Origin of the sequence: Zymomonas mobilis subsp. mobilis ATCC 10988 (assembly GCF_000175255.2) — a bacterium.
Taxonomy (GTDB): Bacteria; Pseudomonadota; Alphaproteobacteria; order Sphingomonadales; family Sphingomonadaceae; genus Zymomonas; species Zymomonas mobilis.
Map to the genome: position 1 here is coordinate 976284 of NC_017262.1, position 17928 is coordinate 994211.

Annotated in this window: 14 protein-coding genes; 6 read left to right on the forward strand and 8 right to left on the reverse strand. The window is 46.8% G+C overall.

The window, feature by feature from the left end:
* Nucleotides 1-48: 48 nt before the first annotated feature.
* Both ZMOB_RS04305 and ZMOB_RS04310 read right to left on the reverse strand, forming a co-directional pair.
* Nucleotides 49-1473, reverse strand: coding sequence for a retropepsin-like aspartic protease (locus ZMOB_RS04305; RefSeq protein WP_014500732.1), 1425 nt, complete (start codon nt 1471-1473; stop codon nt 49-51).
* 43 nt (nt 1474-1516) lie between these two features.
* Complete coding sequence (locus tag ZMOB_RS04310) at nt 1517-1897, reverse strand: hypothetical protein (protein ID WP_185737971.1); 381 nt, start codon at nt 1895-1897, stop codon at nt 1517-1519.
* A 199-nt stretch (nt 1898-2096) separates the two neighbouring features.
* On the opposite strand from ZMOB_RS04310, the gene lnt reads away from it, so the two are divergent.
* Entirely contained in the window at nt 2097-3848 is a 1752-nt protein-coding gene (gene lnt, locus ZMOB_RS04315) for an apolipoprotein N-acyltransferase (RefSeq protein ID WP_014500734.1), read from the forward strand.
* Nucleotides 3849-4040: 192 nt separating this feature from the next.
* Nucleotides 4041-5216: a methionine adenosyltransferase gene (gene metK, locus ZMOB_RS04320; RefSeq protein ID WP_011240214.1), complete on the forward strand. Its 1176-nt coding sequence runs from the start codon at nt 4041-4043 to the stop codon at nt 5214-5216.
* Nucleotides 5217-5290: 74 nt separating this feature from the next.
* Here the strand turns inward: metK and rpoN are convergent, their stop codons facing one another.
* The 5 genes from rpoN to ZMOB_RS04345 form a co-directional block, all read right to left on the reverse strand.
* Nucleotides 5291-6790, reverse strand: coding sequence for an RNA polymerase factor sigma-54 (gene rpoN, locus ZMOB_RS04325; protein WP_012817405.1), 1500 nt, complete (start codon nt 6788-6790; stop codon nt 5291-5293).
* Between the two features lie 47 nt (nt 6791-6837).
* Nucleotides 6838-7620: an LPS export ABC transporter ATP-binding protein gene (lptB, locus tag ZMOB_RS04330; RefSeq protein ID WP_011240216.1), complete on the reverse strand. Its 783-nt coding sequence runs from the start codon at nt 7618-7620 to the stop codon at nt 6838-6840.
* A 214-nt stretch (nt 7621-7834) separates the two neighbouring features.
* The gene (locus ZMOB_RS04335) at nt 7835-8431 is read right to left on the reverse strand and encodes an LptA/OstA family protein (RefSeq protein ID WP_011240217.1); all 597 of its coding nucleotides are present in this window, start codon (nt 8429-8431) and stop codon (nt 7835-7837) included.
* A 5-nt stretch (nt 8432-8436) separates the two neighbouring features.
* Nucleotides 8437-9075: an LPS export ABC transporter periplasmic protein LptC gene (gene lptC / locus ZMOB_RS04340; protein ID WP_012817403.1), complete on the reverse strand. Its 639-nt coding sequence runs from the start codon at nt 9073-9075 to the stop codon at nt 8437-8439.
* A 32-nt stretch (nt 9076-9107) separates the two neighbouring features.
* Nucleotides 9108-9725, reverse strand: coding sequence for a ribonuclease D (locus ZMOB_RS04345; protein ID WP_025420180.1), 618 nt, complete (start codon nt 9723-9725; stop codon nt 9108-9110).
* A gap of 283 nt (nt 9726-10008) precedes the next feature.
* Between ZMOB_RS04345 and ZMOB_RS10485 the strand changes: the two genes are divergently transcribed.
* On the forward strand, nt 10009-10782 hold the full coding sequence (locus ZMOB_RS10485) for a cold-shock protein (protein ID WP_041573373.1): 774 nt from the start codon (nt 10009-10011) through the stop codon (nt 10780-10782).
* 392 nt (nt 10783-11174) lie between these two features.
* Here the strand turns inward: ZMOB_RS10485 and ZMOB_RS04355 are convergent, their stop codons facing one another.
* Nucleotides 11175-11822 (reverse strand): TetR/AcrR family transcriptional regulator, encoded by a 648-nt coding sequence (locus ZMOB_RS04355; RefSeq protein ID WP_011240221.1) that lies wholly within the window; start codon nt 11820-11822, stop codon nt 11175-11177.
* A 272-nt stretch (nt 11823-12094) separates the two neighbouring features.
* On the opposite strand from ZMOB_RS04355, the gene ZMOB_RS04360 reads away from it, so the two are divergent.
* The 3 genes from ZMOB_RS04360 to ZMOB_RS04370 are packed head-to-tail and all read left to right on the forward strand — an operon-like array spanning nt 12095 to nt 17901.
* Nucleotides 12095-13216 (forward strand): efflux RND transporter periplasmic adaptor subunit, encoded by a 1122-nt coding sequence (locus ZMOB_RS04360; protein ID WP_252507322.1) that lies wholly within the window; start codon nt 12095-12097, stop codon nt 13214-13216.
* 3 nt (nt 13217-13219) lie between these two features.
* Complete coding sequence (locus ZMOB_RS04365) at nt 13220-16363, forward strand: efflux RND transporter permease subunit (RefSeq protein WP_011240223.1); 3144 nt, start codon at nt 13220-13222, stop codon at nt 16361-16363.
* Nucleotides 16363-17901: an efflux transporter outer membrane subunit gene (locus tag ZMOB_RS04370; protein ID WP_014500738.1), complete on the forward strand. Its 1539-nt coding sequence runs from the start codon at nt 16363-16365 to the stop codon at nt 17899-17901. Before ZMOB_RS04365 ends, ZMOB_RS04370 begins: the two co-directional genes overlap by 1 nt.
* The last annotated feature ends 27 nt before the right edge of the window (nt 17902-17928 follow it).

Sequence of the window (17928 nt, forward strand, 5' to 3'; positions counted from 1 at the left end):
CTTTCGATAAAACAAGTTGTGATGACGCTCTTCCCCCTTCTTTGATATTTACTGCGGTATAGGTGTAGCGTCCGAATTGTTCGGCTTGAGGCAGGCTTTGTGATTGATGAAGTCGAGATAGAGGTCAGCTTTTTCAAGAATTGTAATTGTCATGACTTTAGAAAATATGCGTAGTTTATCTTTTTGTACAGATTTTTGTCTTTTGCCGTAGTCAATGCCATCAATGGAAAGATTGCCATCTTTTAAATAAATAGAAGCGGTTACTTTCGTTCCGTCAATTTCTTTACTAATTTCAAAAGATTGTTTTTCTTCTTCAGGGGTAAAATCAGGTTGGAAGAGCATAAAGCTAAAACGGGCATCGCTCTGGCTAAGATCAATAGCCGCCATCTCGGTCTTTCCTTGCCATGTGATCGGATATCTTAGGGCATAAAAACGGCCGTCAAATATGCTGCCAAGTTGGATGTCTTTCTGACAGTGACAGTCAATATCTTTTCCGAAAGTGAAATGTTGCCGATCTATTTTTATTTTGCCTAATTTTTGAAGAACCATCAGACCAAGAGAAGCTTCATCCGTATTTGTAAACAGGAACGGGACATTTTTTAAAACCGTCGTCCCGATTTTTAGCTCATCAACAATACCAAGATCGCCGTTATAGGCTTCGCCACGTCCATTGGTCGCTATTTCAATATGTCCGACGATATGGACGTGAGGCGAATGGCTTAAGGCTTTGGGTAAGAAACTAATTGCGGTATCTGTTCCTAAGAAAAATGAGAAATCGGTTCCGTTTAAAGATGCGGTTAAATAAGGGACATTCCAAGTACTGCGCCTATAGCCTTCTTGGGTAAGTTTCTGAGATTGTAGAGGCAGTGTTTGCTGCTGATCTATTCCGGTAACGGTGAAGGGGGGTATCTCACTGGGGGGAACTGAAAGGTTGCCCATTTTAATATCGAAAAGAGAAAATTGCTCTAATCCTGCAAATTTTCGGATCGGAGGGTAGTAAGTATTTTTGATGTCATCAATTTTTTTACCCCATGCAGCAAGATTGCCTTCGAGAAAATAATTTCCCGCCAAGAGCTGATCACAGATCATGGCACCCAGATTTATAGGCGAAAGATGTATCCCGCTGCCCTCCATGAAATAGGTTTTATGGCAAATCTCGAGCTGCCTATCCGCTTCTTTGAAGTCGCCTTTGGTTCTTAGTAAGTCTGTATTTATAAATTTTTTTTCAAAGCTGGTGCGCTTGGGATCATCGATCATTTTTTGGAGATGAAGGCTATCTCCTTCGTAAAGGGCTAAGGTGCTTTCATCGCCACCAGGGGCGACCTTTAGCCCTTCCTTTAAAGTTTGAGGGCTTTGCTGTTTTAGAAAGTCAACCAGTTTGGAAGAGGGAAGGCTCTCCTCAGCTTTGACTTTAGAAAAGGCTAAAAGTTCAGAAAAAAGAAATAGAGTAAGAAATAGATATTTTTTTAGCATAAATATTTCCGTTTTTAGAGCAATGAAGCATTCATGCTGCATTCTAGAAAGGTAAAGGTAAACCTATCCCTATTGTACCAGAAGTACCATTTGATGGACTATGGCTAATAGAAGTTGTTAATTGTCCCAAATTAGTTAGCGGAATTTTATTCAATTGTAATGATCCTCCCACTCCGGGAGGAGATACCGAAGAATAATTGCCATAAATTTTAGCACCAAGATTATTATTTTTACACTCTAGTATCGGTTTTATATTAAGAACATGATGATTAATTTCTCCGCCAATATCTAATGTACAGGCATTATCGTCATTATAGCGATTATCTAAGGGTTTATAACGATAGCGATCCGATGGATTTTGAGGCTGCGAATTTAAAAAATTTAATAGACTTTGTGCTAATATCGGTTTTTTATCAGAGATCATCAGATCTTTATTATTTTTTTGTGAATTGTTGTCCAATTTTATACTCCATTCATTAATAAAAGTGATATGGAGTGGTGTATCTGTTTTTATCCAACAATTATTATATGAAATAACATTTTTATTTGAGATATTGGTTCGTGCGGTGATGGGTGGCTGAACTGGCTTGCCTTTTTCCTATTCTATTGAGATAGCCAATTTTGTGACTTGGATTTTTGCATTTCTGGCCGGATTTGTCGCGGCCTTGGGATTACAGCCTTATAATCTTTGGGGATGCAGTCTTGTGGCTGTGGCTGGATGGCTGGCCTTATTGCGACAAACCCAAAAGACTTGGCAGATTTTTGCCCTTAGTTGGCTTTTTGCTTTCGGTTTTTTCTGGTTAGGGCTGGACTGGATTGCGACTTCTTTTACCCATCAGGCTGCGATGCCGTCATGGTTAGGTTGGGTCGCGGTACCTTTATTATCCTGTTATTTGGCCTGTTATATTTCTCTTTTTACTTTGCCCCTTCGTTTCTTATGTCTTTCTTTCCGGCGAGGCGAAAAAAGAGTGGATTCTTTTCAGTCGTCTGATGGGATTGGGGATGGTGCGGATTCCGAGGATATCGATGCTATTCCTTCCCGTCTTTTTCCTGTTGAGAATGACGCGGCGGTAGCGCGTGAAGGGACGATGAAAAGCCGTTTTTTTGTTGGGTCTGCTGCTTTTTGGTCTGTGCCTGTTTTCAGTATATCTTTGTCGCAAATACCGCTTTGGCGTTTGACGCTGGCCTTGGCGGGATGTTTGACATGGGGCGAATGGATAAAATCATGGGTTTTTACTGGATTCCCGTGGAGCCCGTTAGGAGCAATCTGGCTGAATATCCTGCCCATAGCGCATATCGCCCGATGGATCGGGAGTTACGGCCTGTCGGCTCTTGTGGTTATTGCCGCCGGTATCGGATTATCTTGTTATGACGGAATCAAATTAGCCATAGAGAAAAGACAGGCGAGGCAGGCTATCCGGTCGCTCCTTCCTGCGTTTTGGATGGCTTTACCTTTTTTAGGATGGGCGTTGGTCGATGGTCATGACATCCATTGGCAAAAATCAGAGCAGCCGCCTGCTCATGTGGTGATTGTCCAGCCGAATATCCCGCAGGATGAAAAATACGATCTCCGTTATAAATCTCGTCATGATGCTATTTTCAAGAAATTGTCAGGGAAGAGTGATCTCCATTATCCCCGCCTGATTTTATGGCCAGAAGATGCGGTTCAAAGCTATCTTGAAGAAGAGCCTTTGGCACGGGCAGCTTTGAGCCGTTTATTGGGCAAAAATGATCTGTTGTTGACGGGGGGCGATGCTTTGATCCCCGATAATTCCGGTCATATCGCTTCGGTTCGGAATAGTTTATTTGTCCTTGACGCCAAGGGCGATATTTTAGACCGCTATGACAAAGCCCATCTGGTGCCTTTCGGGGAATATATGCCTTTTCGGAAATGGGCGGCCTATGTCGGATTAGGGCGGTTGGTCGCTGGTGATATAGAATTCACCGAAGGGGCGCAGCCTGAAAGTCTTGATCTGGTGCCTTTTGGTCTGGTCGGGATTCAGATTTGCTATGAAATCGTTTTTTCCGGTCGAGTAGTTGATCGCGCCCATCGCCCCGATTTCATTTTCAATTTGTCCAATGATAGCTGGTTTGGTCGATCGGGCCCGCCCCAACATTTGGCACAAGCGCGATTGCGGGCGATTGAAGAGGGGCTGCCTATCGCGCGAGCCACTTCTACCGGTATTTCTGCGGTGATTGATGCAGAAGGGCGTATCCTGCAATTTTTGCCTGAAAATACCGAAGGACGGCTTTTAGCGGTGATGCCGAAAGCGTTGCAACCGACCTTTTTTGCCCGCTACGGCAACCTGATTAGTGTGCTTTTTGCCACGGCTCTGTTGCTCATTGCCCTGTTTGGGCGTATTAAGTTACGCTAGTCTTGATATAAGGAAAGATTTATATCTTTATATTCTATCTTTCTATAGCGTGTCACTTTTAGATGGGGATTGGCTTTGGGGAAGAAAAATCTGCCTTAAAGGGCGAGATGTTTATTTTTTCCTCTTTCTGATCGGGAAACTGTCAGGCCAGCTTCATTTTTAGGTTTAACAGATAAGGAAAATCCTTTTTCTATGCGTAGCAACTACCTGTTTACGTCCGAGAGCGTGTCCGAAGGCCATCCCGATAAGGTTGCTGACCAAATTTCTGATGCCATCGTCGATTTGTATCTTTCCCGTGACCCGGAAGCCCGCGTCGCCTGTGAAACGCTGGTTACCACGCAGCGCATCATTATCGGCGGTGAAGTCCGTTCGGCTGTTCCGGTCAGTGAAGAAGAAATCGAAAAGACGGTTCGTGAAACCGTACGTGAAATTGGTTACGAGCAGACCGGATTTGATTGGAGAACGGCTGAATTCGCTAACCATCTGCATGCGCAGTCTGCCGATATCGCCCAAGGTGTCGATGCCGGTGAAGATAAAGACGAAGGCGCGGGAGATCAGGGCATTATGTTCGGTTTTGCTACCGATGAAACGCCTGACTATATGCCAGCGACCCTTTATTATGCCCATCGTATTCTGGAACGTCTGGCTGAAGACCGTCACCAGAAAAAAGTCGATTTTCTGGAACCTGATGCCAAAAGTCAGGTGACTTTGGTTTATGAAAATGGTGTGCCGGTCAGAGCTTCTGCTTTGGTTCTGTCCACCCAGCATAGCCCAGCTTTGAGCTCGAAAGAAGGTCAGGCTAAGCTGCGCGACTATGTCAAATCGGTTTATGAAGATGTTCTGCCTAAAGGCTGGATGCCGGATGACAAAGCCATTTTCGTTAATCCGACCGGCTTGTTTGAAATCGGGGGCCCTGATGGTGATGCCGGTTTAACGGGTCGTAAGATTATCGTTGATACCTATGGCGGTGCAGCGCCTCATGGTGGTGGTGCTTTCTCCGGTAAAGATCCGACCAAGGTCGATCGTTCTGCCGCTTATGTTGCCCGCTATCTTGCCAAGAACATCGTGGCCGCCGGTTTGGCCAAGAAAGTGACGATCCAGCTTTCTTATGCCATTGGTGTTTCTGAACCTTTGTCGCTTTATGTCGATACCCATGGCACCGGCACGGTTGATGAAGCCAAGATTGAAGAAGTCTTGCCGAAGCTGATCCGTTTGACCCCGAAGGGTATTCGCACCCATCTGAAGTTGAACAAGCCGATCTATAAGCCTTCTGCCGCTTATGGTCATTTCGGTCGTAAAGCCGATGGTGATTTCTTCCCGTGGGAAAAACTCGATCTGGTTGATAAGCTGAAAGCGGCTTTTGCCTGATCTTGGAATTGTCTTTTGACATTATCCTTTGAAAAAGCCTGTTTCCTAAAAAAGGAGGCAGGCTTTTTTGCAGGTTAGGCTTTTTGTGAAGCGCTGATCGCTTTTTGGCGGCGGCGTTGCACCGAGGAGCCTAGGCCGATAGCTTCTCGATATTTGGCGACTGTTCGGCGGGCGATGGCGAAGCCTTTGGCTTTTAGAAGTTCAACCAGCTTGTCATCGGATAGGATTTCTGCGCCTTCTTGAGCGATGAAGCGGGCAATATGGCTTTTAACGGCTTCGGCTGCGGCACCTTCTTCGGAACCGCTGGATTGTATCCCGCTGGAGAAGAGATATTTTAATTCGAATATCCCCTGTTCGCAGGAAAAATATTTGTTGTTGGTAACCCGACTGACCGTTGATTCATGCATGTTGATGGTTTCGGCTACCTGCCGTAGCGTCAGCGGTTTGAGCTGTTCGATACCTTTTAGAAAAAAGCCTTCCTGATATTGGACAATGGCTTCTGTTACCTTGATGATCGTGCGGGCGCGTTGATCCAATGCCCTTACCAGCCAGTTGGCGCTCGCCAATTTTTCATCTAGCCAGCTTTTTTGTTCTGCTTTGTCGGTTTTCTGGGCTTTTAATTCGGAATAATAAGCACGATTGACCAGCAATTTCGGAAGTGTGGCATTATTGAGTTCGATCGCCCAGCCGTCTTTCATCCGTTTAATATAAATATCCGGTGTAACCGACTGGATCGGCGCGGAACCAAATTTTAGCCCCGGTTTAGGGTTGTAATTTCGTAATTCCTGAATCATGTCGGCGAAGTCTTCGTCATCGACCTGACAGAGCTTTTTTAAACGGGGCAATGCTCCGCGTGACAACCATTCGAGATTGGTAATCAGTTTTCGCATCGCCGGATCAAGCCTGTCGGCTTCTTCCGCTTGAAGCATCAGACATTCTGCCAGATTGCGAGCGCCAACACCGGTCGGGTCAAAGCCCTGAATGACCTTTAAAACCTCCAACGTTTCGTCTTCTGTAATATTAAGATGCGAGGCGATGGAAGATAAAGGCTCGGTCAGATATCCGGCTTCGTCAATCAGGTCGATCAGATGACAGGCAATCGCCAGCTTTTCACCCGTTAGGCATAATCTGGCCTGATGTTCCAGATGATCGGCTAGACTTTCCTGATTCCGATCCGTTAATTCCCGATCAAGGCCGTCATAGCCTGAGAGTTGAATACTGTTTAAGCCTAGGCTGCCGTCCAATCCGCTTTCTGAAAAGCTACTTGGGTTATCGGCCGGACTATCGTGATGAAAAACTTCCTGTGCATAATCGGCATCAAGGCTGTCCGCCGGATCGTTATACTCTGCCGGATTGTTCTCATCACTTTTTAGGTCTTCGGTTGAATCGGAGTGATTTTCTGTCCCGTTATCATCATTATGACTGGCTTCGAGAAGGGGGTTGCTGTTGAGTTCCTCGGCGATGAAACTTTCGATTTCAAGATTGGAAAGCGCAAGAAGACGAATCGCCTGCTGAAGTTGCGGCGTCATAACCAAAGACTGGCTTTGTCGTATATCTAGTCTTGGACTTAGCAACCTGTCTTATCACTCCTGCTTATCAGTCAGTCAGGCGTCGCCGGATTTTAAAGGGTGAAATCCTCTCCGAGATAGAGCCGTCGGACATTTTCATCGGCAACCAAGGCCTCTGGCGTGCCTTGGAAAAGCACCCGACCCCCATAGATAATACAAGCCCGATTAACGATATCAAGCATTTCCCTGACGTTATGATCGGTAATTAGCACCCCGATTCCACGGTTGGAGAGGTCTTCGATCAAATCGCGGATATCGGATATCGAAATCGGATCAATACCGGCAAAAGGCTCATCGAGCAGCATGATGGACGGATTGGCGGCCAAAGCCCGCGCAATTTCGCAACGGCGTCTTTCACCACCGGAAAGCGCCATTGCCGGAGAATCATACAGTCTGGTCAGATGAAATTCGGAAAGAAGCTGATCCAGTCTTTCTTTACGGGCTTTTTTGTCGGGGTAATGAAGTTCAAGGACGGAATCGATATTTTGTGCTACCGATAAGCCGCGGAAAATAGAGGTTTCCTGCGGAAGATAACCTAGTCCCAGAATAGCACGGCGATACATCGGCAGGCCGGTAATATCATGGCCGTCGAGCAATATTCGGCCTGCATCCGGTTTGACCAATCCCATGACTGAATAAAAACAGGTCGTTTTACCTGCCCCGTTGGGCCCCAATAGGCCAACGACTTCACCACGCCCAACATTTAAGGAAACATCTTCCAATACTTGCCGGTGATCGTAGGATTTCGCGATAGAAATAATGGATAACCCTTGCGATACACCTGAATCATAGGCTTCCGTAGAAAGGCTGTCCTTGGTTTTCCGGGCAGAAGTCATTCTCAAATCCATATCGGGGAAAAGGCAGAAAAAAAGAGGCAGCTCGTTTAACCGATTGAAAAACAGGCAACCTTTTGGATGTTATCTTAGCGTATTCATAAAGAAAATATGAATGGGGAAAATAAATAACAACATATTTTCCCCGATATATTTTTATTTTGGCCGTTGGATTGGTAACAAGATAGGCTTTTTATCAGGCTATTTTATCAAAATTTTATTGTTTTTTGTTATCCTGATTGGAGGGCGGAACCACGAAATGGCCGGTTACTCGTCCTTTGCCTTGGCTGCCATCGGAGCCGACAAGGCTGCCATCCATCGTGCCTTTTCCGGTGTTAAGATCGATAATTAACCTTGCCCCATGCACGACAGAATCGCCGCGCACCATTTCGACATGACCGACCAAGGTGACCAATCTTTTGGGCACGTCATAAATAGCAATTTCGCCTTTGGCCATTTCATCCGGTGTTTGAATGGTAACCCCACCAGAGGCATCCAGTCTTTGCATCTGGGGAGAGGCTTCACCGGTTTTCGAGTTTTTCGGCATGGTATAGGCAATGCGGACATAAGCCGCCGTGATGGTCATATCGGCCTGTCTTGCGCGGACATGGCCGGAATAAATGGCTCGATTGTCGTTATAAAGCACTTCGCTGTGATCGGCATCAATATCAATAGGGGCATTGGTATCGTGATGGCGGAAGCCCTGTGCCGACAAAGCAGATAAAGGAGTCAGGATCAGAGTAAATCCGCAGAGTGACAATGCCGCTGCTTTTAAGAAGGGAAGGGGCTTATATTTTTTCAGGCCGGAATACATTGGCTTTAATCTCCTGACCGGCGATCAAAATGGGTATGGGTGCGGCCATCCATAACGGCCTTGCCATTGATAAGGTCTACATTGAGACTTTGGCCTTGAAAATGGCCATTCGGTGATTGCCCCGAAACAGGACGTTGGCTGGTAATTAGTCGTTTATCAAGATCAAGGACAACATCCTGTCCATTAACACGATAACCGTTAGCCATAACCAGTTGGGCTGCCCCGTCGATGGTCAATATATTATTGTCCATATTATAACGCCCATGTGGCGCCGTTACGGTAGCGGGCCCGCTGTCTAATGTGATTTCGGCAACAAGATCGGTCAACCAAAGTTGCGGATCACTAGAGTCCGGTTGTGTCGCCGATTCTGCTTTGAGTTCAAAAACGCGGCCATGATCGTCATGACCGCGATAAATAGCCTTTTTCAGATTCATGCGTTCTTTGGATGTCGATATATGGTCGCGTGACAGCATAAAGCTGAGATCACGCCGCCCGATGAGGGGCGTAATCGCCATCATGGCAACGACAATAATAATAGCGACAGGAAGAATAATCCGAAGAATGTGGATTATTCTGTCATGGCTACCTCCAGCCAGTGCCCAGCGGCGTTGGATAAATGCATTAGAAGGAGCCATGACCGGCATGAGAGAATCAATCCTGAAAACGGCGTTATATTTTACATATGGGCGAAAATATCGGTTTCAGACCAACCCGCGATATCCAATTTGGCGCGCGTCGGGAGAAAGTCAAAGCAAGCCTGTGCCAATTCTTCCCGTTTTTCACGTTTAAGACGGATATCCAGTTTTTCTTTCAAGCCATGCAAGAAGCGAACATCAGAAGCCGCATATTCCCGCTGTGCATCGGATAATTTTTCTCCGCCCCAGTCAGAGCATTGCTGTTGTTTCGAGATGTCTTGTCCCAGCAATTCGCGAACCAGTTCTTTCAGACCGTGGCGGTCGGTATAGGTTCTGACGAGTTTTGAGGCGATCTTGGTGCAATAGACAGGTGCCGCCATGACCCCGAGATAATAGAGAATCGCTGCAATATCGAAGCGGCCAAAGTGATAAATCTTGAGTCGATTCGGGTCGGACAGCACCGCTTTCAAATTGGGCGCGCTGTAATCGCTATCCGGTGCGAATCGCACCAGATGTTGATCGCCTTTACCGTCAGAAATTTGAACAACACACAGCCGATCACGATGGGTAATTAGTCCCATTGTTTCGGTATCAACGGCTACAGCCCCCTCAGAAAGCGCATCTTTGGGTAAATCTTCTTCGTGAAAATAAACAGTCATGGCAAGCGGCATAGAACTAAGCGGCGCTTGTCTCAAGCCATATCCGCCGTTTTTAGACTGTTTTCGACTATCATTCGGCCTATTTTCACCTGTTTAATAACTCATTTCATCTGAATTATTAATATATTTGTTAGTTTGGTGTGGAAACTACTCGCAGTTATCGCGTTTTAACGGTAAAGAAGATATGTGTTGTGCCGAGCGGTCGGCGCAGCAGGGTATATGTCTCTCGTTCGATGTATACCCAGAATTTGAAGTTGGACGAACCAAGAAAGTATTTAAGGGCATGAGTTTCGATAGAGGCAGACGTGGCCAGCGTGGCGGCCGAGATAAACGTGATGGTTTTGGCGGCGACGACTATAGTTTTGGCGGCGGTGATCGTTTCGGTGGTGGTTTTGGCGGTGGTGACCGCTTTGGTGGTAATGATCGTTTCGGTGGCGGCGATCGCTTCGGCGGTGGTGACCGCTTCGGTGGCGGCAACGGCGGCGGCGGTTTCCGCGGTGGCCGCGGCGGCGGTGGCGGTGGCGGTATGCCTCCCCAGGTTGTCGGTGAAGGCACCGGCGTTGTAAAATTCTTTAATTCCCAAAAAGGGTTCGGCTTCGTCGTTCGCGATGATGGCGGTGAAGATGTTTTTGTTCACATTTCTGCCGTTGAACAGGCAGGATTGACCGGTCTTGCTGAAGGTCAGCCTTTAAGCTTTACCTTGGTCGATCGTGGTGGTCGCGTTTCTGCTACCAACCTCGGTATCGAAGGTGAACCTTTGCCCATTACAGAATCTGCCCCTGCTCCGCGCGGTGGTGAATTCGGTGGTAGCCGTGGTGGCCCGCAGCGTCAGTTGACGGGTGAAAAATCCAGCGGCACCGTTAAATTTTTCAATGCAATGAAAGGCTTTGGCTTCATCCAGCGTGATGATGGTCAGCCCGACGCTTTTGTTCATATTTCCGCCGTTGAACGTGCAGGTCTGCCGAGCTTGAACGAAGGGGATCGTCTCTCCTTTGAACTCGAAGTAGATCGCCGTGGTAAATATGCTGCCGTTAATCTTGCTCAGTTGGACGACTAAGTCTTTCTGACTTTCTAACAAAAAGACCGGTTGGTTTCTCCAGCCGGTCTTTTTTTGTCCTGTTTCATTTTTTGTTATCTGTTTGATAGCGCCTGAAAAAGATCGCTTCATCCTTGGCAATAAGAGCAGAAGAAATAGCGATAAGAATATATTGCCTATCCCATTATCGCTGAACAGCCAGAATTGATCGCTGTTGCTAAAGTCAGATTTTAATTTTTGGGAGATGAATCATTTTTGTTTAGGGGCATAACGCCTGCTTGATGTTTGCTTTTTCAAAAGCAGAAGCGAGCTGTTTTTATAAAATGCACTATTATTAGAAATAGGACGAAAAACGCCTGAGGACTCGCCTGCATCAAGATAATAACTTTTTAATCCCCTGATAAAAATCAGTTTTATTCATTTTCAGGATTGATACGGATACCCCGTAAAAAAATTGAAATGGCATCTCGAAAATTGTCTTCAACAGGGCGTTTTTCTAAACCGAAAAGTCGATCGAGCAACAGGCTGCCTACGGTCATATTAAAAATGATATCCGCATATTTTATGGGGTCGGATATATGGTAGCGACCTTTGTCTTGTTGTTCGGAGAACCAGCGCGTCAAATTGTCTTCAGTATGTCCTTGTAAAATATCACTAAAAATATGCCGCATTTCTTCTGATTTATGTTCGACGGTTAAAATGCGAAGCAGGCAGACCCGATCCGGCCTTAGAATAGTTTGAGCAATGGCGATCAATAGAGAGTAGAGATGTTCTTCGGGGTCTTCGCAGATTTTTTCTTCTGGCCATTCAATCGAGAAAAGCCGATCTTCGAGTAATTTGGTGAATAATATCTTTTTTGACGGGAACATTTGATACACCGTCTTTTTTGACATGCCTGCCTGACTGGCAACCCGATCCATACTGGAACCATCATAGCCATGCGTTTGCAGCACCGTTGCGGCGGCTTTTAAGATAAGAGCACAGCGTTTTTTTTCATCAAGCTGTGGAGGCCGCCCTACATGGCGTTTTGAGGCGCTTTTATCGGATTGATCGGGTGTCATAGTATTTGAATAATGTCCTTTTAATAGGATGATGGTTCAAATCATGCAGGAAAATTCTTTTCATCAAATGAAAGAATTTTGGGTCTTGACCTCTTTATAGGAGCCAGATACTTTTCAAATAAGAAACTTAAGAGTTTCTTATTACCAGATTCGATGTAGTCTTTTTAAAAAAATTTTCAAAACGTTTTAATCCAATAGCACAAGATCAGGATAGGGGTTTCCGGTTGAAACGAAAAATTGCTCCAATATCTGTTTTTGCCGGATCAGTCTTGATGATGCTGACGGCCTGTCACCATCAATCCCAAGAAGCCGAACCGGCATTGCAAGATGTTAGTTTTGTTACCGTAAAAACGCAGCCTTTGACCGTTCATAGCACCTTACCCGGTCGCACTTCGGCTTATGAGGTGGCGGAAGTAAGACCTCAGGTAAATGGGGTCGTTTTGGCGCGCTATTTTAACGAAGGCACGGATGTTAAAAAAGGGCAGCCGCTATTCCTTATCAATCCGGCTCCTTATCAAGCGACTTATGACGTTAATAAAGCGCAATTAGCTCATGCTGAAGCGCAAGAGAAAACGGCTGCTGCTAAATTAGAACGCTATAAGGCTTTGGCTCCGGCGCAGGCGATTAGTCGTCAGGATTATGATGATGCTTTGGCCACCGATCGCGCGGCCAAGGCAGATATTGCCCAAGCCAAAGCGAATATTGAATTATCGGCTGTTAATTTGGGATACACCCGTGTGACCGCGCCTATTACTGGCCGGATCGGGCGCGTTTTGACAACGGTCGGTGCCTTGGTAACGTCGGGGCAAAGTTCGAATATGGCGATTGTGACCCGCCTTGACCCGATTTATGTCGATGTGAATTTGCCAACCGTCGATTTTTTACGGTTGCGGCGCGAGTTAAAAGCGGGAACTTTGAAACGGAACGGCAATGATGCCGAAGTCTCCCTTATTCTCGACGATAATTCGACCTATAATCAAAAAGGGCGGCTGGCTTTAAGCGAAGTCAGTGCCGACACCCAGACATCGACCATTGTTGTTCGTGCGGTTTTCCCAAATCCTGAACATTTGTTGCTGCCCGGAATGTTTGTTTATGGTCGGATAGAAGAGGGTATTGATCCGAACGCCTTGTTGGTTCCGCAAGAATCCGTTTTCCGAAATAATCACGGTGATCCGATGTTATATGTCGTCAATAAAGACGACGTTATTGAAGCACGCCCGATAAAAACCGGTGAAGCTATCGGAACGCAATGGGCTGTGACATCCGGTTTGCAAAAAGGCGAACGCGTTTTGGTCTCCGGTCTTCAAAAAGTGAATATCGGCGACAAAGTTCATCCGACAGAGGCTTCTCTTACCAAAGACGCCTCGCCAGAAAAGAAGGGCGGCAAGGCGTAAATTATGGCTCGCTATTTTATTGACCGCCCTGTTTTTGCTTGGGTTATCGGTCTTATCATCATGTTATTGGGTGCCTTGGCAATTGTTAAAATGCCTATTGCCCAATATCCGAATGTTGCCCCTCCGCAGATTGAGATCAGTGTGTCTTATCCGGGGGCGTCGGCAGAAACGATCAATAATACCGTTGTTCGGCCTATCTTACAGCAGATGCATGGCATCGATAATCTGGAATATATTTCGGCTTCTTCCTTTGCCTCGGGTCAGATGACGATTGATTTGACCTTTGCACAAGGTACCGATGCCGATATCGCACAGGTGCAAGTCCAGAATAAATTACAATTAGCACAGCCTCGTTTGCCGTCGGATGTGGTCAATCAGGGTATTACGGTTAACCGTTCTGCCAAAAGTTTTATGATGATTATGTCCTTCATCTCGACCGATGGCAGTATGTCCTATCAGGACATCAACGATTATGTGGCATCGAATATTGCTGATCCGTTGAGCCGTGTTTCCGGTGTCGGCGATTACACTCTGTTCGGTTTTGAATATGCAATGCGGGTCTGGTTAGATCCAGCAAAGCTCTACAAATATAATTTGACTGTAGCGGATGTCCAATCAGCTATTTCTACCCAGAATATTCAGCTTTCATCCGGTGAATTGGGCGGATTGCCTGCGGTTCAGGGTATTCGTTTGGATGCGACCATTATTGGCCCGACCCGTTTGACCTCGCCTGAAGAATTTAAAAATATTCTGGTCAAGGCTTTGCCGGATGGCGCCCAAATCAAATTGGGTGACATCGCTAAAGTAGAGTTGGGCGCGCAAAGCTATAACTTTGACGTGCGCTATAATAACCAGCCGGCTTCGGGTATTGCGATCAAATTGGCACCGGGGGCGAACCAGCTTCAAACTGAAAAGTTGATCCGTCAGCGTTTGGCCGATTTGGAACCTTTCTTCCCTCATGGTTTGAAGGTCGAATATCCGGTTGATACCAAGCCATTTGTGACGGCTTCTATCCATGAGGTTATTGAAACCTTGGTGGAAGCTATTGCGCTTGTTTTCTTGGTGATGCTGATCTTCTTGCAGAATTTCCGTGCTACCTTGATCCCGACGATTGCTGTGCCGGTGGTGTTGTTAGGCACCTTTGGTGTGCTTTCTGTCCTTGGTTTTTCAATCAATACTCTGACGATGTTGGCAATGGTCTTGGCTGTTGGCTTGTTGGTCGATGATGCCATCGTCGTTGTTGAAAATGTCGAACGTTTGATGCGAGATGAAAAGCTGCCCCCGAAAGAGGCAGCGAAGCGCTCGATGGATGAAATTTCTGGTGCTTTGATCGGTATCGTCTTGGTCTTGTCGGCCGTGTTCTTGCCTATGGCGGCCTTTTCAGGGTCAACGGGCGTTATCTATCGCCAATTCTCGATTACGATTGTGGTGGCGATGGGGCTGTCTGTCCTTGTGGCGATGATTATGACGCCAGCCCTTTGCGCAACGATGTTAAAGCCGATTGACCATGACCAAGCCGATAAGAAGCCGGGTATCTTTGGTCGCTTGGCTAATGGCTTTAACCGCGCTTTTGACCGATTGAATAATGGTTATTTGGGTGGTGTGTCTTGGTTGTTAGGACGTTCCGTCAAAGGCGGCATTGCCTTTTTGATCATTGTTTTCGCCGTTGGTTATTTATTCACCCGCTTGCCAACCGGATTTTTGCCGGATGAAGATCAGGGTGAATTTATTGGTCAGGTGACCTTACCCCCGGGAGCGACCCAAGAACAAACGTCGGAAGCGGTGCGCAAGGTTAATGATTATCTTCTGTCCGCAGAGAAAGACAGTGTCATCTCTGTGATGACGGTTAGCGGTTTTAACTTTGGTGGTCAGGGACAAAATGCCGGTTCTTTCTTCGTTCGTTTGAAACCTTGGGATCAGCGTCCGAAAGCCTCGCAAAGTGCTTCGGCCTTGGCAATGCGGACGATGATGCATTTTTGGGGTGATCCGTCATCGATGACTTTTGCCTTTAATATGCCTGCTGTCCGCGACTTGGGTAATGCTACCGGTTTTGACCTTGAACTGGAAGATCGCGGTCATATCGGTCATGCAAAATTCCTTGAAGCCCGTAACATGTTATTGGCTTTGGCCTCGAAAGATCCCCGCTTAAGTGGTGTCCGTCCGAATGGTATGGAAGATGCCCCTCAATATCATTTGACCGTTGATTACGGCAAAGCTGTTATGATGGGATTGACCCCAAATGATGTGAATGTGGCCTTGCAGGGGTCTTTGGGGTCGATTTACGTCAATCAGTTTATGCGGGATGACCGTGTGAAGCAGGTCTATTTAATGGGGGCACCGGAAGCGCGTATGCTGCCTTCCGATTTTTCCAAATGGTATCTGCGGAATAATGTCGGCACGATGGTTCCCTTTAGCGCCTTTATGACAGGAACATGGCAAACGGGCCCTCAGAAAGTCGAAAATTATAACGGCTATAATTCTTTCGAAATTATGGGTGCGCCTGCACCGGGACATAGTTCGGGTGAAGCCATTCAGGCGATGACCGAGATCGTTCATAAATTGCCAGCTGGTGTTGGGCATGAATGGACAGGGTTATCCTTTGAGGAGCAGGCGGCTGGTTCGTCCACCATGTCTCTTTATGCGATTTCCGCGATTGTGGTTCTGTTCTGTCTTGCCGCACTTTATGAAAGCTGGGCCGTGCCGTTATCGGTTATTTTGGTTCTGCCTTTGGGTGTCTTGGGTGCCGTTGTAGCAACCTTGATGCGTGGATTGTCGAATGACGTCTATTTCCAGATCGGTTTGCTGACGACCGTTGGTTTGACGGTTAAAAACGCTATTTTGATTGTCGAATTTGCAAAAGCCTTTTTCGATAATGGCGTGCCACTTTTGCAGTCGGTGGTTCAAGCAGGCCGTGAGCGGTTACGGCCTATTTTGATGACCTCTATTGCTTTTGTGTTGGGGGTTATTCCATTGAGCATCGCAACAGGGGCTTCTTCGGCAGCACGTATCGCTATCGGAACGGCTGTTGTCGGCGGGATGGTGACGGCTACCTTGTTGACGATTTTCTTTGTGCCTCTTTTCTTTGTGGTGGTTTTGAAGCTGTTTCGGGTGAAACCGAACAAGCTGAATGCGGAGGAAGCAGCCTGATGACTTTATTTTCGGCTTCTTCGGCTCTGATTAAGCGGAGTAAAAAAGGATGGCGTTATCCTGTAACGCTATTCTTATCGACCAATATTCTGTTGGCTGGATGCACGATGGCACCGAAATATCATCGTCCGGCAGCGTCTGTGGCACCGCAATGGCCGAAATCGGCGGCATTGCCTGCCGCTGATAACACTTCAATGAAGCCCCATCCTATGGCAGCCGATTTGGGGTGGCAGGATTTTTTCAAAGATGCGCGTCTGAAAGCCCTGATTACAATTGCGATCCGCGAAAACCGCGATTTGCGGTCAGCTATTCAGGCAATCGGTGAAGCGCAAGCCAGATATCGAGTGCAACGCGCGTCTTTATTGCCCGCAATCGGTGGCACTGGCGAAGTGATGTATCAACAGCCTTCGGGTAAATCCGGTTTGAGTTTTGCCCCAGGTGTCGGTGAAGATATTCCGCGTTTCCATTATTATTCGATGGGTATCGGTTTTTCTTCTTATGAAATTGATATTTTTGGCCGCATCCGCAGTTTAAGCAAGGAGGCGGCTGAAAGAGCCTTGATGCAGGAAGAGACTGCTAGAGGCACCTTGATCACGCTGATTTCGCAGGTGGCAAATAGCTATATTGCTTGGTTGGCAGATCGAGAAACTTTGAATCTTGCCGAAGAAAGCTATCAGGCTGCCAAGCGGAATTTGGATTTGACGCAGGCTTTGCTTGATCATGGTGAGGCGAGCCTTTTGACGGTCAATCAAGCAGAAACCTTGTTCCAGCAAAAAGCAGATTTGCGGGAGCAGGCAAAGCGTCAGATGGCATGGGAAGAAAATAATCTTGTCTTGCTGATCGGGCAGCCTTTGCCCGATAATTTGCCGCCGCCTTTGCCCTTTGGTGAGCAAAATATCATCGAAGATTTATCGCCCGGTTTGCCTTCCGACCTTTTGGAAAACCGGCCTGATATTCGAGCAGCAGAACATGATTTAAAGGCCGCTAATGCGGATATTGGGGCAGCGAGAGCGGCTTTTTTCCCAAGGTTGTCTTTGACCTCTTCGGTTGGTAACTCAAGCCTTAAGCCTTCCCAGATTTTCACTACAGCGGCGAATACATGGGGATTCCAACCGGAATTGACCGTGCCTATTTTTAACTGGGGGCAAAATCGCGCCAATTTGAGAATTTCCAAGGCCGAGCGCGATATGAAGATCACGGCCTATCAAAAAGCAATCCAAAGTGCTTTTCGTGATGTGTCGAATGCTTTAGTCGGACGCGATACTTATCGTCGTGAGGAAGTCGCCTTGACTCAAGCGGCGGCGAAGGCTGAAAATAACTGGAATTTAGCGCGTTTGCGTCAGACTCAAGGCAGTGATTCCGCCATCACTATGCTTAATTACGAGCAGACTTATTACCAAGCGGAATATCAGGCGATACAGAATAGGGTTGCGCGTTATCAAAATTTGGTGACGCTCTATTCCGCTTTGGGCGGTGGGGTGAAAGAAAAAGCGGTATCTTTGGATAAAACTGATAAAGCCACCCATTCTGCCCATTGATAATTATCATTCAGGATCAGCCCCTGG

Bases quoted from the DNA above. Each gene is read 5' to 3' on its own strand.
- ZMOB_RS04360 (WP_252507322.1), top strand. From the start codon at position 12,095: ATGATGCTGACGGCCTGTCACCATCAATCCCAAGAAGCCGAACCGGCA.
- lptC (WP_012817403.1), bottom strand. From the start codon at position 9,075: ATGCCGGTCATGGCTCCTTCTAATGCATTTATCCAACGCCGCTGGGCA.
- ZMOB_RS04365 (WP_011240223.1), top strand. From the start codon at position 13,220: ATGGCTCGCTATTTTATTGACCGCCCTGTTTTTGCTTGGGTTATCGGT.
- ZMOB_RS04310 (WP_185737971.1), bottom strand. From the start codon at position 1,897: ATGATCTCTGATAAAAAACCGATATTAGCACAAAGTCTATTAAATTTT.
- lptB (WP_011240216.1), bottom strand. From the start codon at position 7,620: ATGACTTCTGCCCGGAAAACCAAGGACAGCCTTTCTACGGAAGCCTAT.
- ZMOB_RS04305 (WP_014500732.1), bottom strand. From the start codon at position 1,473: ATGCTAAAAAAATATCTATTTCTTACTCTATTTCTTTTTTCTGAACTT.
- ZMOB_RS04335 (WP_011240217.1), bottom strand. From the start codon at position 8,431: ATGTATTCCGGCCTGAAAAAATATAAGCCCCTTCCCTTCTTAAAAGCA.
- ZMOB_RS04355 (WP_011240221.1), bottom strand. From the start codon at position 11,822: ATGACACCCGATCAATCCGATAAAAGCGCCTCAAAACGCCATGTAGGG.
- ZMOB_RS10485 (WP_041573373.1), top strand. From the start codon at position 10,009: ATGAGTTTCGATAGAGGCAGACGTGGCCAGCGTGGCGGCCGAGATAAA.
- ZMOB_RS04370 (WP_014500738.1), top strand. From the start codon at position 16,363: ATGACTTTATTTTCGGCTTCTTCGGCTCTGATTAAGCGGAGTAAAAAA.
- ZMOB_RS04345 (WP_025420180.1), bottom strand. From the start codon at position 9,725: ATGACTGTTTATTTTCACGAAGAAGATTTACCCAAAGATGCGCTTTCT.
- metK (WP_011240214.1), top strand. From the start codon at position 4,041: ATGCGTAGCAACTACCTGTTTACGTCCGAGAGCGTGTCCGAAGGCCAT.